General features: G+C 65.3%; 12 protein-coding genes. 11 read left to right on the forward strand and 1 reads right to left on the reverse strand.

Translation table 11 applies throughout. The features are described 5' to 3' along the window. Window positions 1-224: 224 nt before the first annotated feature. From AC10V3_RS07935 to AC10V3_RS07960, 6 genes are all read left to right on the forward strand, one after another. On the forward strand, window positions 225-1,850 hold the full coding sequence (locus AC10V3_RS07935) for a 3-(methylthio)propionyl-CoA ligase (RefSeq protein ID WP_022534575.1): 1,626 nt from the start codon (window positions 225-227) through the stop codon (window positions 1,848-1,850). Between the two features lie 141 nt (window positions 1,851-1,991). Continuing rightward, on the forward strand, window positions 1,992-3,242 hold the full coding sequence (locus AC10V3_RS07940; protein WP_022534576.1) for a branched-chain amino acid ABC transporter substrate-binding protein: 1,251 nt from the start codon (window positions 1,992-1,994) through the stop codon (window positions 3,240-3,242). A gap of 183 nt (window positions 3,243-3,425) precedes the next feature. Beyond that, window positions 3,426-4,373 carry a branched-chain amino acid ABC transporter permease gene (locus AC10V3_RS07945; RefSeq protein ID WP_041681004.1) on the forward strand — a complete coding sequence of 316 codons (948 nt, stop codon included), beginning with the start codon at window positions 3,426-3,428 and terminating at the stop codon, window positions 4,371-4,373. A 4-nt stretch (window positions 4,374-4,377) separates the two neighbouring features. Then, the gene (locus AC10V3_RS07950) at window positions 4,378-5,691 is read left to right on the forward strand and encodes a branched-chain amino acid ABC transporter permease (RefSeq protein ID WP_022534578.1); all 1,314 of its coding nucleotides are present in this window, start codon (window positions 4,378-4,380) and stop codon (window positions 5,689-5,691) included. Beyond that, the gene (locus AC10V3_RS07955; protein ID WP_022534579.1) at window positions 5,688-6,461 is read left to right on the forward strand and encodes an ABC transporter ATP-binding protein; all 774 of its coding nucleotides are present in this window, start codon (window positions 5,688-5,690) and stop codon (window positions 6,459-6,461) included. Before AC10V3_RS07950 ends, AC10V3_RS07955 begins: the two co-directional genes overlap by 4 nt. Next, window positions 6,461-7,174, forward strand: coding sequence for an ABC transporter ATP-binding protein (locus AC10V3_RS07960; protein ID WP_349604602.1), 714 nt, complete (start codon window positions 6,461-6,463; stop codon window positions 7,172-7,174). Before AC10V3_RS07955 ends, AC10V3_RS07960 begins: the two co-directional genes overlap by 1 nt. Before the next feature lie 68 nt (window positions 7,175-7,242). Here the strand turns inward: AC10V3_RS07960 and AC10V3_RS07965 are convergent, their stop codons facing one another. After that, entirely contained in the window at window positions 7,243-8,772 is a 1,530-nt protein-coding gene (locus tag AC10V3_RS07965; protein ID WP_490923464.1) for an amino acid permease, read from the reverse strand. 501 nt (window positions 8,773-9,273) lie between these two features. Here AC10V3_RS07965 and AC10V3_RS07970 point away from each other — a divergent pair. The 5 genes from AC10V3_RS07970 (at window position 9,274) to AC10V3_RS07990 (ending at window position 16,197) form a co-directional block, all read left to right on the forward strand. Further along, entirely contained in the window at window positions 9,274-11,355 is a 2,082-nt protein-coding gene (locus AC10V3_RS07970; protein WP_022534582.1) for a 3-hydroxyacyl-CoA dehydrogenase NAD-binding domain-containing protein, read from the forward strand. Window positions 11,356-11,386: 31 nt separating this feature from the next. Further along, on the forward strand, window positions 11,387-12,031 hold the full coding sequence (gene pncA / locus AC10V3_RS07975; RefSeq protein WP_349604600.1) for a bifunctional nicotinamidase/pyrazinamidase: 645 nt from the start codon (window positions 11,387-11,389) through the stop codon (window positions 12,029-12,031). A gap of 47 nt (window positions 12,032-12,078) precedes the next feature. After that, window positions 12,079-13,257 carry an acetyl-CoA C-acyltransferase gene (locus tag AC10V3_RS07980; protein WP_022534584.1) on the forward strand — a complete coding sequence of 393 codons (1,179 nt, stop codon included), beginning with the start codon at window positions 12,079-12,081 and terminating at the stop codon, window positions 13,255-13,257. A 247-nt stretch (window positions 13,258-13,504) separates the two neighbouring features. Then, on the forward strand, window positions 13,505-15,367 hold the full coding sequence (locus tag AC10V3_RS07985; protein WP_349604598.1) for an acyl-CoA dehydrogenase: 1,863 nt from the start codon (window positions 13,505-13,507) through the stop codon (window positions 15,365-15,367). A gap of 47 nt (window positions 15,368-15,414) precedes the next feature. Beyond that, a complete protein-coding gene (locus AC10V3_RS07990) occupies window positions 15,415-16,197 on the forward strand; it encodes an SDR family oxidoreductase (protein WP_022534586.1) in 783 nt (260 codons plus the stop codon). Window positions 16,198-16,253 lie beyond the last annotated feature (56 nt).

A 16,253-nucleotide genomic window follows, 5' to 3' on the forward strand; every position in this document is an offset into this window, starting at 1 on the left:
CGACTGACGAGACCGCCACGCACCGCACGGTTATTCCCCCTCCTTTAGTGCGCACATAAATCCGGTGCATGGACATTCGCAGAATTGCGGCCCCGATGACCACGACAGTACGGCAGTGCACAACAGAATCACGTTGACGCTGATTCGATGCACGGGAACAATCGCCAAAAAATAGTACGGTTGTTCGTTTTCAGGCGAAAACCAGACTTTCAGGAGACAGGTACATGGCATTGATGGGTCAAATGATGAGCGCTCCGCTGCTCATTTCCTCCATGATCAAGCACGCCGCCCGTTACTACGGGAGCACCGAGATCGTTTCGCGGCGCACGGAGGGCGACCTACATCGCTACACGTACCGTGACTGCGAACTGCGCGCGCGCAAGCTGGCGCAGGCGCTCGGCGCACTGGGCGTGAAGCAGGGCGAGCGGGTCGGCACGATGGCCTGGAACGGCTATCGCCACCTCGAGATCTACTATGGCGTGTCCGGCATGGGCGCCGTCTGCCATACCGTCAACCCGCGCCTGTTCCCCGAGCAGATCGCCTATATCGTCAACCACGCGGAAGACAGCTACATCTTCTTCGACCTGACCTTCCTGCCGCTGGTGGAAGGCGTGGCGCCGCATTGCCCCAACGTCAAGGGCTGGGTGGCGATGACCGACCGCGCGCATATGCCGGCGGAATCGAAGGTGCCGCTGCTGTGCTATGAGGAGTTGATCGACGCCCAGGACGGCAACTACGAATGGCCACAGTTCGACGAGAACATGGCGTCGAGCCTGTGCTACACCTCCGGTACCACTGGCAACCCCAAGGGCGCGCTGTACTCGCACCGCTCGACGGTACTGCACTCCTATGCGTCGGCCATGCCCGACGCGCTGGGCTGCTCCGCCAGCGACGTGATCCTGCCCGTGGTGCCGATGTTCCACGTCAATGCCTGGGGCCTGCCGTACTCGGTGCCGCTGGTCGGCGCCAAGCTGGTGCTGCCGGGTGCCAAGCTGGATGGCGCTTCACTCTATGAACTGTTCGAGCAGGAGAAGGTGACCTTCTCCGCCGGCGTGCCGACCGTCTGGCTCGGCCTGCTGCAATACGTGCAGTCGAACAAGCTGAAGTTCTCCACCTTCCGCCGCACCGTAATCGGCGGCTCGGCCGCGCCGCCGGCGATGATCCGCGCGCTCGAGGCGCTGGACGTCGAGGTGATCCACGCCTGGGGCATGACCGAGATGTCGCCGCTGGGCACGTCGTGCAAGCTGCTGGCCAAACATGCGGAGCTGTCCGACGCCGACCGCCACAAGATCCAGGAGAAGCAGGGCCGCGTGATCTTCGGCGTCGACATGAAGATCGTCGACGGAGAGGGCAAGGAACTGCCGTGGGACGGCAAGGCCTTCGGCGACCTGATGGTGCGCGGGCCCTGGATCATCGAGCGCTACTTCCGCAACGACGCCAACCCGCTGGTCGACGGCTGGTTCCCGACCGGCGACGTCGCCACCATCGACCCCGATGGCTTCATGCAGATCACCGACCGCAGCAAGGACGTGATCAAGTCCGGCGGCGAGTGGATTTCGTCGATCGATATCGAGAACGTCGCCGCCGCGCACCCCGCGGTGCATATGGCGGCGTGCATCTCGGCCTACCACCCCAAGTGGGACGAGCGTCCGCTGCTGGTGGTGGTGAAGAAGCCCGGCGCCGAGGTCAGCCGCGAGGAACTGCTGCAGTTCTTCGAAGGCAAGGTCGCCAAGTGGTGGATCCCGGACGACGTGGCCTTTGTCACCGAGATCCCGCTGACCGCCACCGGCAAGATGCAGAAGCTCAAGCTGCGCGAACAGTTCAAGGACTACAAGCTGCCGTCCGCCTGAGGCCGGCACGCCAGGCCAACCGGTGCGCCGTGCCAGCTTGCGGCACGGCGTGTTCGGGGCGGACCGGGCGCGCGACGGGAGGAGTGCGCCCGGCCTGCCGCAATCAACGACAAGCCAACGACAAGAGTGAAGGAGACAGGTATGACCAAGATGCGTCCGCTGGTGGCTGGTGTGGCCGTGTTCGCCGCAATGGGTTCTGCGCTGGTTTCGGGGTCTGCACTCGCGGATACGGTGAAGATCGCCTTCATCGATCCGCTTTCGGGGCTGATGGCCCCCGTTGGCCAGAACCAGCTCAAGAGCTGGCAGTACGTGGCCGACGTAGCCAACCAGAAGGGTTGGGCCGGCACGCACAAGTTCGAGGTGGTGGGCTTCGACAACAAGCTGTCGCCGCAGGAAAGCCTGACCATCCTGAAGCAGGCGGTCGACCAGGGCATCCGCTATGTCGTGCAGGGCAACGGCTCGTCGGTCGGGCTGGCGCTGCAGGATGCGGTGGCCAAGCACAACGAGCGCAACCCGGGCAAGGAAATCGTCTACCTGAACTACGCCGCAGTGGACCCGGACATGACCAATGCCAAGTGCAACTACTGGCATTTCCGGCTCGACGCCAACTCCGACATGAAGATGGAGGCGCTGACCACCTTCCTGGCCAAGGATCCCAACGTCAAGAAGGTCTACCTGATCAACCAGAACTACTCGTTCGGGCACCAGGTGGCCAAGGCCGCCAAGGACTACCTGAAGCGCAAGCGCCCGGATATCCAGATCGTGGGTGAAGACCTGCACCCGCTGGCACAGGTGAAGGACTTTGCGCCGTACGCGGCCAAGATCAAGGCCTCGGGCGCCGATACCGTGATCACCGGCAACTGGGGCAGCGACCTGGCGCTGCTGATCAAGGCGGGCAAGGACGCCGGCCTGACCACCAACTATTACACGTACTACGCCGGCACCACCGGCGTGCCCACGGCGATGGGCGCGGCCGGCGCCGAGCACGTCAAGTACGTTGGCTACTTCAACGCCAACAACAAGGGCTTCAAGGGCTCGGACGTCATCGAAGGCTTCAAGAAGAAGTACAACGATGACTTTTACGTGGTCGCTTCCTATACCGGCATCGCCATGCTGTCCAAAGCGATCAAGGACAGCGGCTCGACCGATCCGGTCAAGGTCGCCAAGGCGCTGGAAGGCATCAAGGTCGACAGCATGAATGGCACGGTCGAGATGCGCAACACCGACCACCAGGCCCAGCAGCCGCTGGTGGTTGCCACCTGGTCCAAGGTCGATGGCAAGGAAGTCAAGTACGACCAGGAGAACACCGGCTACGGCTGGAAGACCAACGCGCTGATGGACCAGTACGTGTCCGCCCAGCCCACGTCCTGCCAGATGAAGCGGCCGGGCTGATCCTGTCCCGTGGCGGGCCGGCCACGCTGACAAAGTGGCCGCCCGATCCAGCATACTTTCGGTCTGAAATCGGGGAGCGTCCGGGGCGTCATGCGCCCCCGGAGGGGGACGCTTACCCTTAATCCAACCGGACGGATGCCGGCGCGCCCCCACGCACGCCGGCGCCAGCTTGAAGGACACGCTGTGGAATTCTTCGTCATCTCACTGCTGAACGGCATCAGCTACGGGCTGCTGCTGTTCATGCTGTCGTCGGGCCTCACCCTGATCTTCAGCATGATGGGCGTGCTCAATTTCGCCCACGCCAGCTTCTACATGCTGGGCGCCTACTTTGCCTACACCATCGCCAGCAAGATCGGCTTCTGGCCGGCGCTGATCTTCGCGCCGCTGCTGGTCGCCGGCGCGGGCGCGCTGGTGGAGCGCTTCGGCCTGCGCACGGTGCACAAGTACGGTCACGTGGCCGAGTTGCTGTTCACCTTCGGCCTGGCCTACTTGATCGAGGAGGGCGTCAAGCTGGTGTGGGGCCTGGCCGCGGTGCCGTACCGCATCCCGGCGGAGCTGGACGGGCCGCTGTTCACGGTGTTCACCTCGTCCTTCCCCAAGTACCGCGCCTTCATGATGCTGGTATCGCTGAGCATGCTGGTGGCGATTTACCTGGTGCTGACGCGCACCCGCATCGGGCTGGTGATCCAGGCCGCGCTGACGCACCCGGAAATGGTCGAGGCGCTCGGCCACAACGTGCCGCGCGTCTTCATGATGGTGTTCGGCGGTGGCGCCGCGCTGGCCGGGCTGGCGGGGGTGATCGGCGGCAATGCCTTCGTCACCGAGCCGTCGATGGCCGCGGCGGTGGGCTCGATCGTGTTCGTGGTGGCGGTGGTGGGCGGCATGGGCTCACTGGTGGGGGCGTTCATCGCATCGATCCTGATCGGTGTGCTGCAGACCTTTGCCGTCACCATCGACGCGTCGCTCGCGGGGCTGCTGACCAGTCTGGGGCTGGCGGTCAGCGACGCCACGCCGTTCTATTCCTTGTGGAAGCTCACGGTGGCCCAGGTGGCGCCGGTGCTGCCGTACCTGCTGCTGGTGGTGATGCTGATCTTCCGCCCGCGTGGACTGATGGGAACCCGGGAGAGCTGACACCATGGAGCAAGCGATGCAACAACGCCGCGAGCCGGTGGTCACCGGCCGCACCATGCGCTACCGCCCGCTGAACCTGGCGCGCTGGATGATCTGGAGCCTGACCGTGCTGGTCATGCTGGTGCTGCCGCTGGTCTTTACCGGGGGCTTCGCCATCACGCTGATGTCGCAGATGGGCATCATGATCATTTTCGCGCTGTCGTACAACATGCTGCTCGGGCAGACCGGCATGCTGTCGTTCGGCCATGCGGTGTATTCCGGCCTGGGTGCCTTTATCGCCGTGCACGTGCTGAACATGGTCGGCGCCGGCAAGGTATGGCTGCCGGTGTCGATGCTGCCGCTGGTCGGGGGGCTGGCCGGCGCGTTCTTCGGCGTGATCTTTGGCTATGTCACCACCAAGAAGGCCGGCACCACCTTCGCCATGATCACCATGGGCATCGGCGAGATGGTGTTCGCGAGCTCGCTGATGTTCCCCGAGTTCTTCGGCGGCGAGGGCGGCATCTCCACCAACCGGGTGGTCGGCGACCCCTTCCTGGGCCTCACCTTCGGGCCGGGCCGCCAGGTCTACTACCTGATCGCGGTGTGGTGCGTGGCATCGATGGTGGCGATGTACGCGTGGACGCAGACGCCGCTGGGCCGCATCGCCAACGCCGTGCGCGACAACCCCGAGCGGGTCGAGTTCATCGGCTACAACACCCAGCGCGTGCGCTACCTGGTGCTGATCCTGTCGGCATTCTTCGCCGGCATCTCCGGCGCGCTGGCGGCGATCAACTTCGAGATCGTCTCGGCCGAGAACGTCAGCGCGGTGCGTTCCGGCGGCGTGCTGCTGGCGGTGTTTATCGGCGGCGCGGGCGTGTTCTTCGGGCCCATCATCGGCGCGGTGGTGTTCGTGCTGTTCGCGGTGGCGCTGTCGGACCTGACCAAGGCCTGGCTGCTCTACCTGGGGCTGTTCTTTGTGCTGATGGTGATGTTCGTGCCGGGCGGGCTGGCCAGCCTGCTGTTGATGCAGCTGCCGCTGCTGGGCAAGGGCAAGCTCAAGCGCATGCTGCCGTCGTACGCCCGTGCCGGCGCCGCCGGTGTGGTGCTGCTGCTGGCCATGATTCTCACGGTCGAGCTGGTCTACAAGGTTCAGGTCGACAGCGCCAATGGCACCGCCATGAAGCTGTTCGGCATCGGTTTCGATGCCGCGATGTGGATGCCATGGGCGGTGGCGGCGGTGCTGTGGGCCGCCGGGCTGGCCGCATGGCGGCTGGCGGTGCGCGGCGCGCGGGCTGAGTGGGACAAGGTGCAGGCAGAAATCGCGGGAGGCAGGGCATGACGGCGGCGCTGGAACTGACCGATGTACGCAAGAAGTTCGGCCAGACGGAGATCATCCGCGGCGTGAACCTGAACATTGCCAAGGGCGAGCGCCACGCGCTGATCGGGCCGAACGGGGCGGGCAAGTCCACCACCTTCAACCTGATCTCCGGCCGCTTTGCGCCGACCAGCGGCACGGTGCGGCTGAACGGCGAGGAGATCGGCGGGCTGCAGCCCTTCGTGATCAACCGCATGGGGCTGTCGCGCAGCTTCCAGATCACCAATATCTTCCACCGGCTGTCGGTGTTCGAGAACCTGCGCTGCGCGGTGCTGTGGTCGCTCGGCTACAAGTACTCGTTCTGGCACAGGCTGACGGGCCTGCGCGATGCGCGCGAGCGCGCCGAGGAAGTGCTGGAGCTGATCGGCATGCAGCACCGCCGCGATTCGCAGGCCGGCTTGCTGACCTACGCCGAGCAGCGCGCGCTGGAGATCGGCATCACCATCGCCGGCGGCGCCGAGGTGATCCTGCTGGACGAGCCCACCGCGGGCATGAGCCGCTCCGAGTCCGACCATGCGGTCGAGCTGATCCGCAAGGTCACCGTGGGCAAGACGCTGGTGATGGTGGAGCACGACATGAGCGTGGTGTTCGGCCTGGCCGACCGGATCTCGGTGCTGGTCTACGGCGAGGTGATCGCCACCGACACGCCGCAGGCGATCCGTAACAACCGCAAGGTCAAGGAAGCCTACCTGGGCACCACGCTGGACGAAGACACCACCGAAGGAGCGCACTGATGGGCAAGCGCATGCTGGACGTCACGGGCCTGCACGCCTACTACGGCAAGAGCCATATCCTGCACGGGGTGGATGCCCATATCGACGAAGGCGAGATCGTCGCGCTGCTGGGCCGCAACGGGGTGGGGCGCTCGACCATGGCCAAGGCCATCCTGGGGATGGTCAAGGCCGAGGGCTCGGTGAAGTTTCGCGACGAGGAGATCCTGGGGCGGCGCACCTTCGAGATCGCGCACCTGGGGATCGGCTATGTGCCGGAGAACCGGGATATCTTCCCGACGCTGACGGTGCGGCAGAACCTGTTGCTGGGCGAGAAGCGCAACCCGCGGCAGGCCAAGCCGCGCTGGTCGGTGGAGGACATGTTCAATATGTTCCCGCGGTTGAAAGAGCGGGAAAACACCTCGGCCGGCGTGCTGTCAGGCGGCGAGCAGCAGATGCTGACGCTGTGCCGCACGCTGATGGGCGACCCCGACCTGATCCTGATCGACGAGCCGACCGAAGGGCTCGCGCCGATGATCGTGACGCTGGTGGGCGATTACCTGAAGACGCTGAAGGAGCGTGGGGTGTCGGTGTTGCTGATCGAGCAGAAGCTGGCGATTGCGCTGGATATCTCGCAGCGGGTCTATGTGATGGGACACGGGCATATCGTGTTCGAGGGGACGCCCGCGGAGTTGAAGGCGAATTCGCAGGTGCGGAAGGAGTGGCTGGAGGTTTGAGCCGACCAGACCCAATGCAAACGGCCCGCGCATTTGCGCGGGCCGTTTGGCTTAAGGCGGGAAACGGCTCAGGCCGCCAGCTTTTCCCGGGCCTCGACCTGAGGCTTCGGCAACTCGAACGGCATATCCTCGTAATCGATCATCCGAGTCTTCTTCACGACCCGATATCCCCACCACAGCGCCAGGAACGCCGGCACGCCGATATAGGTCGCAACGATCTCCGGCCAGCGGTTCGGGATATCCGCGAACGCCTGGTAGTTCTGCCCGGCCACGATCACCACGCACAGCACCCCGGCAAAGATCGGCCCGAACGGATACAGCGGCGACCGGTACGCCAGCATGCTGACGTCATACCCCTGATGCACCAGCCCGCGGCGGAAGCGGTAGTGGCTGACGGCAATTCCGAGCCACGCAAAGAAGCCCGTCATGGCCGAGGTATTGAGCAGCCACAGGTACACCGCCTTGTCCCCGAACAGCGAACTGAAGAAACACAGCGCGCCCACGCCAGTGGTGAGCAGCAGCGCATTGAACGGCACGCCATTCACCGTCAGCTTGCCAAAGGCCCGCGGCGCGCGGCCGCTGACCGCCAGGCCATAGAGGATCCGGGTGGACACATACATGCTCGAGGTACCGGCCGACAGCAGCGCGGTCAGCACCACGGCATTCATCAGGCCCGCCGCAAAGGCCAGCCCGGCGTGGCGGAACACTAGCGCGAACGGGCTCACGCCGACGTCGGTGACGTCATTGCGCAGCAGGCTGGGATCGGTATAGGGAATCAGCACCCCGATGATCAGGATGGCAATCACATAGAACAGCAGGATGCGCCAGAAGGTCTGCCGGATCGCGCGCGGGATGGTCTTGGCCGGGTTTTCCGCCTCCCCGGCGGCCACGCCAACGGTTTCCGTGCCCTGGAACGAGAACCCCGCAATCATCGCCACCCCGAACATGGCCGGGATGCCGCCGACAAAGGGCGCGTCGCCGAGCGTGAAGTTGTGCCAGCCCGATTGCGGCCCGCCCTTCATGATGCCGAAGATCATCAGCAGGCCCACGCCCAGGAACACCACCACGGTTACCACCTTGATCAGCGCGAACCAGTACTCGGCCTCGCCGAAGCCGCGCACCGAGAAGGCATTGAGCACGAACATCAGCAGCAGGAAGGCCGCGCTCCAGACCACCCCTGGCACATGAGGGAACCAGTACTGCATCACCAGTTGCGCCGCGGTCAGCTCCACGGCGATGGTCACCGCCAGGCTGAACCAGTAGTTCCAGCCCAGCGCGAAGCCGAAGCCCTCATCGACATAGAGCGCGCTGTAGGTGACGAAGGAGCCAGCCACCGGCATATGGACGGCGAGCTCGCCCAGGCTGGTCATCAGGCAGTAAACCATCAGGCCGAGCAGCACATACATCAGCAGCGCGCCGCCGGGCCCGGCCTGTGCGATCGAGGCGCCCGAGGCGACGAACAGCCCCGTGCCCACGGCGCCGCCGATGGCGATCATGGTCAGGTGGCGGGCCTTGAGCTTGCGCTTGAGGTCGTCATGCTCTACCACCGGGTGCTGGTGCTGGTGCTCGTGCGGGTGTGAATGTGAATGGGAAGACATCAGGGTCGCTGGAACTTCCGCCGGCCCGGCGTCTTGTGGAGGCCTGGGCGGCAAAAAACGAAAAGCCGCGAGTCTACCGCGTCTTTTTCAGCGAGTCGTCCGACCGGGCCAAATAAAAGTCCGATACTGAGTTTAGAACCGGCCCTCGGTTGGTCTCGCATGTGCTGTAATCGGCATTCATTCGGACGCGGCAGCGCGAATTTTCCGGCTAATGGGGCGCCCGTCATGCATCCCGGTAAGGGCCACAATTCACGCCGTTCATGCAATAGGAAAACCGCCAAAATTAAAATTGAACGACCGTGCTATTTTGTGTATGCTTGTTTCGCCCAACAGCCTGAAGGCGTTGATGGGCGCGGGAATGCGGCAAGTCGGGCGGAGGGTTTACCCTCCCGCGGTGCCAGCCACCCGGGCAGCAAACGGCCATTACAGGCCGTGCAGGAGCGGTAAAAAATGAATTCGAGAATTCGAATCCCGAGACAACTTCTGAACAAAGGAACCAGCATGACAGCGCAGTATCAGGTTCAGGACGGCGTAGCCGTCATCACGCTCGACAATCCCCCTGTCAACGGCCTGGGTCACAGCACCCGGCTTGGCATCGTCGAAGGCATGACCCGCGCGCTGGACGATGCCGCCGTCAAGGCGATCGTCATCACCGGCGCTGGCAAGGCATTCTCGGGCGGCGCCGACATCCGTGAATTCAATACGCCCAAGGCCATGCAGGAGCCGACGCTGCACTCGGTGATCCGCGTGCTGGAAGCATCGTCCAAGCCGGTGGTGGCTGCGGTGCACTCGGTCGCCATGGGTGGCGGCCTGGAGCTGGCGCTGGGCTGTAACTACCGCGTGGCGTCCAAGGGCGCGCAGATCGCGCTGCCGGAAGTGAAGCTGGGCCTGCTGCCCGGCGCCGGCGGCACGCAGCGCCTGCCGCGCGTGATCGGCCTGGAGGCCGCGGCCAACATGATCGTGTCGGGCACCCCGGTGCTGTCCGAGAAGTTCGCCGGCACCAAGCTGTTCGACGAGATCGTCGACGGTGATGTGCTGCCAGCAGCGGTCAAGTTTGCGCAGAACGTTGGCGCCGCCACCGGCCCGCACCCGAAGGTGCGCGACCTGAAGGTGCGCCACGAGAACCCCGAAGGCTACCTGGGCTTTGCCCGCAACACCGTTGCCGCGATGGCCAAGAACTTCCCGGCGCCGCTGAAGTGCCTGGAAGCGGTGGCCGGCTCGCTCAAGCCGTTCGAGCAAGGCCTGAAGGAAGAGCGCGAGGGCTTCCTGTTCCTGGTCACCACGCCGGAATCGCGCGCGCTGCGCCACGCCTTCTTCGGCGAGCGTGCCGCCAGCAAGATCCCCGACGTGCCTGAAGGCACCGCGACCCGCAAGATCGAGAAGATCGCCGTGATCGGCGCCGGCACCATGGGTGGCGGCATCAGCATGAACTTCCTGAACGCCGGCATCCCGGTCACCATGCTGGAAACCAAGCAGGAAGCGCTGGACCGCGGCGTGGCCACGATCCGCAAGAACTACGAGAACAGCGCCAAGAAGGGCAAGCTCACGCAAGAGAAGGTCGAGCAGCGCATGGGCCTGCTGAGCACCACGCTGTCCTATGACGACCTCAAGGACGCCGACCTCATCATCGAGGCCGTGTTCGAGGAAATGGGCGTCAAGGAGACCGTGTTCAAGAAGCTGGATGAAGTCGCCAAGCAAGGCGCGATCCTGGCCTCGAATACCTCCACGCTCGACGTCAACAAGATCGCTTCGTTTACCAAGCGTCCGCAGGACGTGGTCGGCATGCACTTCTTCAGCCCGGCCAACGTGATGAAGCTGCTGGAAGTGGTGCGCGGCGAGAAGACCGGCAAGGATGTGCTGGCCACGGTCATGCAGATCGGCAAGAAGATCAAGAAGACCGCGGTGGTGTCGGGCGTGTGCGACGGCTTTATCGGCAACCGCATGATCGAGCAGTACAGCCGCCAGGCCGGCTACCTGCTGGACGAAGGCGCGCTGCCCGAGCAGGTCGACAAGGCCATCGAGAAGTTCGGCTTTGCCATGGGCCCGTTCCGCATGGGCGACCTGGCTGGCAACGACATCGGCTGGGCCATCCGCAAGCGCCGCGCGGTGGACAAGCCGGACATCCAGTATTCCAAGACCGCCGACCTGCTGTGCGAAATGGGCCGCTTCGGCCAGAAGACCGGCGCGGGCTGGTACGACTACAAGGCGGGCGACCGCAAGCCGTACCCGAACCAGCAGGTCAACGACATGATCGTGCAGCACTCGAAGGACCTGGGTATCACGCGCCGCAAGATCTCTGACGAAGAGATCGTCGAGCGCCTGGTGTTCGCACTGGTCAACGAAGGCGCCAAGATCCTGGAGGAAGGCATTGCTTCCAAGGCTTCGGATATCGACATGGTGTACCTGACCGGCTACGGCTTCCCGCTGTTCCGCGGCGGCCCGATGCTGTACGCGGACCAGGTCGGCCTGTACAACGTGGCGCTGGCAATGAAGCGCTACGCCAAGGGCTACCACGGTGAAGCCTGGCAGGTCGCGCCGCTGCTGCAGAAGCTGGCGGACGAAGGCAAGGGTTTCAACGGCTAATACGGCCACGAGGGTTCAGCCAGGAGCGGCCATGAACACGACCATCGGACCGGACGATTGCCTGCTGGTGATCGACGTGCAGAACGACTTCATGCCGGGCGGCGCGCTTGCCGTGCTCAATGGCGATGAGGTGGTGCCCGTCATCAACCGGCTGGCGCGCGCGTTCGGGCACGTGGTGCTGACGCAGGACTGGCATCCGGCCGCGCACGTCTCGTTCGCGGCCAATCATGCCGGCACGCAGCCGTTCCAGTCGCTCACGCTGCCGTACGGGCCGCAGGTGCTGTGGCCGGTGCATTGCGTGCAGGACACGCCGGGCGCCGCGCTGCATGCGGGCCTTCACGTGCCGCACGCGCGGTTGCTGATCCGCAAGGGCCACCATGCCGACGTGGACAGCTACTCCGCCTTCCTGGAGGCGGACCGCACCACGCGCACCGGGCTGGCCGGCTACCTGCGCGAGCATGGCGTCAGGCGCGTGTTCTGCGCCGGGCTGGCGACGGACTACTGCGTGGCATGGAGCGCGCTCGATGCGCGCGCCGCGGGCTTCGAGGCCGCGGTGATCGAGGATGCCTGCCGCGCCATCGACCTGGAAGGGTCGCTGGCGCAGGCGTGGCAGGACCTCGGCGCCGCCGGCGTCGCCCGTGTCATGTCCGCGGATGTGCTCAAGGGCCAGGGCTGAACCGAACCACCGAACTGAAAGACACAAGAGATTCCGAGGAGCAAGACATGAACGAAGCAGTCATCGTATCCACCGCACGGACCGCACTGGCCAAGAGCTGGAAGGGTGCCTTCAACATGACCCACGGCGCCACGCTGGGTGGTCACGCCGTTCAGCACGCCATCGCCCGCGCCAAAATCGACGCCGCCGAAGTGGAAGACGTGCTGATGGGCTGTGCCAACCCGGAAGGCGCCACCGGCGCCAATATCGCGCGCCAGATCGCACTGCGCGCCGGCTGCCCGGTCACCGTGCCTGGCGCCACCGTCAACCGCTTCTGCTCGTCCGGCCTGCAGACCATCGCCATGGCCGCGCAGCGCGTGATCGCCGATGAGGGCGATATCTTCGTCGCCGGCGGCGTGGAGAGCATCTCCTGCGTGCAGCAGGAGATGAACCGCCACATGATCCAGGAAAGCTGGCTGGTCAAGAACAAGCCGGAAATCTACTGGAACATGCTCCAGACCGCCGAGACCGTGGCCAAGCGCTACAACATCGCGAAGGAGCGCCAGGACGAATACGGCGTGCGCAGCCAGCAACGCGCCGCCGCCGCCCAGGAAGCCGGCAAGTTCAAGGACGAGATCGTGCCGATGACGGTGCTCGCCGGTGTGGCCGACAAGTCCACCGGCCAGCTGGTGACGAAGGAAGTCACCATCTCCGCCGACGAAGGCATCCGCGCCGACACCACGCTGGAAGGCGTGGCCAAGATCCGCAGCGCGGTGCCGGGTGGCGTGATCACCGCCGGCAATGCCTCGCAGTTCTCCGACGGCGCTTCGGCAGCCGTGGTGATGAACGCGCGCGTGGCCGAGGCCAGGGGCCTGCAGCCGCTGGGTGTGTTCCGCGGCTTTGCCGTGGCGGGCTGCGAGCCGGATGAGATGGGCATCGGTCCCGTCTTCGCGGTGCCAAAGCTGCTGAAGAAGGCCGGCCTGAAGGTCGAGGACATCGGCCTGTGGGAGCTGAACGAAGCCTTCGCCGTGCAGGTGCTGTACTGCGCCGACAAGCTGGGCATCCCGATGGATCGCCTCAACGTCAACGGCGGCGCCATCGCAGTGGGCCACCCGTACGGCGTGTCGGGTGCTCGCCTGGTCGGCCATGCGCTGATCGAAGGCAAGCGCCGCGGCGTCAAGTATGTGGTCGTGACCATGTGCATCGGCGGCGGCCAGGGCGCGGCTGGATTGTTCGAAGTCCTGTAACTGCCGACAAAGCCGGCACGCTGCCGGTTTGCTCCCCCGCCCGCTTGCGGGAGAGGGGCAGGGGGTGAGGGCAGGCGGTGGCATACCGCCGGCCTGTACTTCGTAGTACCGTCCGGCCCTCACCCCAACCCTCTCCCGCATGCGGGAGAGGGAGCACCCATGCGGTGCGATTCAAAGCCCTGGCGGTTCGCACAAGAAGGCAACAAGAATTCACGGCGCACCACGCAGTGCGCCGCATGGAGACACCATGTCGATGATCCTTTCCCGCCGCGACCTGAACTTCGTGCTGTACGAATGGCTCAAGGTCGACGAGCTGACCCGCATCCCGCGCTATGCCGACCACTCGCGCGAGACCTTCGATGCAGCGCTGGACACCTGCGAGAAGATCGCCACCGACCTGTTCGCGCCGCACAACAAGAAGAACGACCAGCAAGAACCGCATTTCGACGGCGAGACCGTCAGCATCATCCCCGAAGTCAGCACCGCACTGAAGGCCTTCTGCGATGCCGGGCTGATGGCCGCGGGCCAGGACTATGAGCTGGGCGGCATGCAGCTGCCGGTGGTGGTGGAGAAGGCCGGCTTCGCTTATTTCAAGGGCGCCAACGTCGGCACCAGTTCCTACCCCTTCCTGACCATCGGCAACGCCAACCTGTTGCTGACGCACGGCACGCCGGCGCAGGTCGAGACCTTCGTCAAGCCGGAGATGGAAGGGCGCTTCTTCGGCACCATGTGCCTGTCGGAGCCGCAGGCCGGGTCGTCGCTGTCCGACATCACCACGCGCGCCGAGTACGAGGGCGATTCGCCGCTGGGCCAGCAATATCGCCTGCGCGGCAACAAGATGTGGATTTCCGCCGGCGAGCACGAGCTGTCGGACAACATCGTCCACCTGGTGCTGGCCAAGATCCCCGGCCCGGACGGCAAGCTGATCCCGGGCGTGAAGGGTATCTCGCTGTTCATCGTGCCCAAGTACCTGGTCAACGAGGACGGCTCGCTCGGCGAGCACAACGACGTGGTGCTGGCCGGCCTCAACCACAAGATGGGCTACCGCGGCACCACCAACTGCCTGCTCAACTTCGGCGAAGGCATGAAGTACAAGCCGGGCGGCAAGGCCGGCGCGATCGGCTACCTGGTGGGCGAGCCGCACAAGGGCCTGGCCTGCATGTTCCACATGATGAACGAGGCGCGCATCGGCGTCGGCCTGGGCGCGGTGATGCTGGGCTATACCGGCTACCTGCATGCGCTCGACTACGCGCGCAACCGCCCGCAGGGCCGCCCGGTCGGCCCCGGCGGCAAGGACGCGGCCAGCCCGCAGGTCAGGCTGGTCGAGCACGCCGATATCCGGCGCATGCTGCTGGCGCAGAAGAGCTACGTCGAAGGCGGCCTGGCGCTGAACCTGTACTGCGCGCAGCTGGTCGACGAGGAAGAAGCGGCCGCCGCCGCCGGTGACGAGACCACGCACGCGCGCCTCGCGCTGCTGCTCGACATCCTGACGCCGATCGCCAAGAGCTGGCCGTCGCAATGGTGCCTGGAGGCCAACAACCTGGCGATCCAGGTGCACGGCGGCTATGGCTATACGCGCGAGTACAACGTCGAGCAGTTCTACCGCGACAACCGCCTGAACCCGATCCACGAAGGCACCCACGGCATCCAGGGCCTGGACCTGCTGGGCCGCAAGGTGGTGATGAAGGATGGCGCGGCGTTCAAGCTGCTGGGCGACCGTGTGCAGGACACGATCAAGCGAGCGCTGTCCGCCGACGATGCCGAACTGGCGCAGCAGGCGCGCGCGCTCGGCGCCGCCACCACGCGCCTGGCCGAGGTCACGCAGACGCTGTGGAGCGCGGGTGACCCGAACGTGACGCTGGCCAATGCATCCATCTACCTGGAGGCCTTCGGGCACGTGGTGGTGGCGTGGATCTGGCTGGAGCAGGCGCTGGTGGCACAGGCCGGGCTGAAGCAGGCGGGCGGCAAGGAAGACGAGGATTTCTATCGCGGCAAGCTGGCCGCCGCGGCCTACTTCTTCCGCTGGGAACTGCCCAAGGTCGGACCGCAGCTGGACCTGCTCGAAACGCTCGACCGTACCACGCTGGATATGCAGGACGCGTGGTTTTGAACGGCCCTCGCCCCATCCCCAAAGACAAGAGAACGAAGGAAGACAACATGCGCACCATCCAGCAACTGTTTGACCTGAAGGGCAAGACCGCACTGATCACCGGCGGTTCGCGCGGGCTCGGCCTGCAGATCGCCGAGGCACTGGGGGAGCAGGGCGCCCGCGTGGTGCTGTCGGCGCGCAAGGCCGACGAACTGCAGGCGGCCCAGGCGCACCTGAAGTCGCTCGGCATCGAGGCCGACTGGATCGCCGCCGACGGCTCGCAGGAGTCGGAGATTGCGCGGCTGGCTGACGAAGCTATCGCCAAGCTGGGCCACGTCGACATCCTGGTCAACAACGCCGGCGCCACCTGGGGCGCCCCCGCCGAAGACCATCCGGTCGAGGCCTGGGACAAGGTGATGAACCTGAACATCCGCGGCCTGTTCCTGCTGAGCCAGCGCATCGGCAAGCTGTCGATGATCCCGCGCCGCTACGGCCGCATCATCAACGTGGCGTCGATCGCCGGGCTGGCCGGCAACCCGCCGGGCACGATGGAAACCATCGCCTACAACACCTCCAAGGGCGCGGTGGTCAACTTCACGCGCACGCTGGCGGCCGAGTGGGGCGAGCACAACATCACCGTCAACGCGCTGGCGCCGGGCTTCTTTCCGTCCAAGATGACCAAGGGCTCGCTCGAGCGCCTGGGCGTCGAGGCCATGTGCGCCGGCGTGCCGCTGCATCGCCTGGGTGACGATGAAGACCTGAAGGGCGCCGCGCTGCTGTTCGCCAGCGATGCCGGCAAGCACATTACCGGGCAGATCCTGGCGGTCGACGGCGGCGTCAGCGCGGTCTGAGCGGGGCAATCCGGCGCCGCGGCTTGGCGGAACGCCGGATTGCGCTCAAACTTGGG

The organism is Cupriavidus sp. PB-02, from assembly GCF_058252315.1.